General features: G+C 63.5%; 2 protein-coding genes and 1 pseudogene. 2 read left to right on the forward strand and 1 reads right to left on the reverse strand.

The features are described from left to right. Positions 1 to 104: pseudogene (nifH, locus tag ACQR1X_RS32475) on the reverse strand (nitrogenase reductase); the annotation flags it as partial. A 448-nt stretch (positions 105 to 552) separates the two neighbouring features. Here nifH and ACQR1X_RS32480 point away from each other — a divergent pair. Beyond that, complete coding sequence (locus ACQR1X_RS32480) at positions 553 to 978, forward strand: response regulator (protein ID WP_434880233.1); 426 nt, start codon at positions 553 to 555, stop codon at positions 976 to 978. Positions 979 to 991: 13 nt separating this feature from the next. Then, positions 992 to 1,453: a SufE family protein gene (locus tag ACQR1X_RS32485; RefSeq protein ID WP_434900359.1), complete on the forward strand. Its 462-nt coding sequence runs from the start codon at positions 992 to 994 to the stop codon at positions 1,451 to 1,453. Positions 1,454 to 1,668 lie beyond the last annotated feature (215 nt).

Genomic DNA, 1,668 nt, shown 5'->3' on the forward strand with positions numbered 1-1,668 from the left:
ATCCGATGACCCATCTCGGCGAGCGCCGCGAGCGTGTTCTGCGACGTCGTCGATTTGCCGATGCCGCCTTTGCCGTAAAATGCGATTTGTCGAAGTGATGACATTCTGCTCTCCATCAACCGATTGCCAATGTCCCGCATGCGCCTTGCATGACGAGACCGCGTCCTCTCTCCAGAACCGGCAGACGGGTTATTGGGAAGGAGAGCATCGCTCGTCCGAAGCGTCGGCGTGCACTCAGCCCTCAACCTTTGCCTGAGCCCAGTTTTGCAACTGATGTGCCAGAGCTTTGGAATCGTTAAAAAGGCCATGTTTTGAAAGAGATGCGGCCAAGCTCGGCGCTAGGATGTACTTGTTGCAAATCCGACATCGGGGGTTTTCACCCGACGCTCCCGCGCCGTGCTGTCCGAAACGACACATGCCGCCGCGGCTCCGAGCGACGCTTCCGTAGAGAACACCGCGGAACGCTCGCCGAGGCCGGCCAGGAGCGGCGGTACGGAGTTTGCTTGATGTAGATCAAACCCGCTTTCGAACGGGCCAGCAGGAGTACTTTTGATGGCGAGCAAGGCGCGCGTCTTTGTCATTGAAGCCGATCAGGTGATCCGCTCGGCGCTCGGCTACATTCTCAGCGAGCGTCACGAGACCTTCACCTTCGCGGAGACCGCGGATGCACTGAGCAAGGCCGTGCGGGCCACGCCCGATGCCGTCCTGGTCGGGAGCAGCATCCTGGAGGACGACGGCGCCGAGACCGTCGGCATGCTTGCCCGGAAGATGCATCAGGCTGGCATCATCGTGGTCGCGGGATCGACCCGATCGCCGCTCGCGCTGGCCGGCCTGCAGCAGGGCGCGGAAGCCATCATCGCCAAGCCGATCACTTTCGACGGCGTCACGCACGCGGTCGATTCCGTGCTGGCGCGGCGCGGGAGCGAACCGGGCCCGACTGCATCGCCGGCCCACATATCCACGGAGATCAGCCGGTGACACGGAGAGCCTGATGTTGAAGATGACCCAGACCACGACGCAGGCGGCGCCGGACATCGAGGACATCGTCGAGAATTTCGCGCTGCTCGACGACTGGGACGACCGCTACCGCTATGTGATCGAGCTCGGCCGCGGCCTGCCGCCGCTGCCCGACGCCGACCGCAATGATGGCAACAAGGTGCAGGGCTGCACCAGCCAGGTCTGGCTCGCCACCACCGTGCGGCACGACGCCGCAGCACCGGCGCTCCACTTCATCGGCGACAGCGACGCCCACATCGTTCGCGGCCTGGTCGCGATCCTCCTGGCCATGGTGTCGGGCCGCACGGCAAGCGAGATCCTGGCCGCCGATCCGATCGCCCTGTTCGAGAAGCTCGGCTTGCGCGAGCATTTGACCCCGCAGCGCTCCAACGGTTTCCGCTCGATGGTGGCCCGCATCAAGGCGGATGCCCAGGCGGCGCTGGCGGCGGCGGCGTAGGTTTGATTGGCTTATTTTCTGGCTTGATTGATCCGTCTTGTGGCGGCGATCTCGGTGCACCCTCTCCCCTTGTGGGAGAGGGTGGCGGCCCCTGGCGATGCGAAGCATCGCCCTGGGTCGCCGGGTGAGGGGTTGTCTCCATTGGCGCTAACTTACCAAATTAGCGCTTGGTATTCTCGTTTTCTTGGCGGCTCTCGGAGATGGCGTTGAATGTT

The organism is Bradyrhizobium sp. HKCCYLRH3073 (assembly GCF_051167995.1).
Taxonomy (GTDB): Bacteria; Pseudomonadota; Alphaproteobacteria; order Rhizobiales; family Xanthobacteraceae; genus Bradyrhizobium.

Coding starts and splice junctions, on each gene's coding strand:
- ACQR1X_RS32485 (WP_434900359.1), top strand. CDS start 992: ATGTTGAAGATGACCCAGACCACGACGCAGGCGGCGCCGGACATCGAG.
- ACQR1X_RS32480 (WP_434880233.1), top strand. CDS start 553: ATGGCGAGCAAGGCGCGCGTCTTTGTCATTGAAGCCGATCAGGTGATC.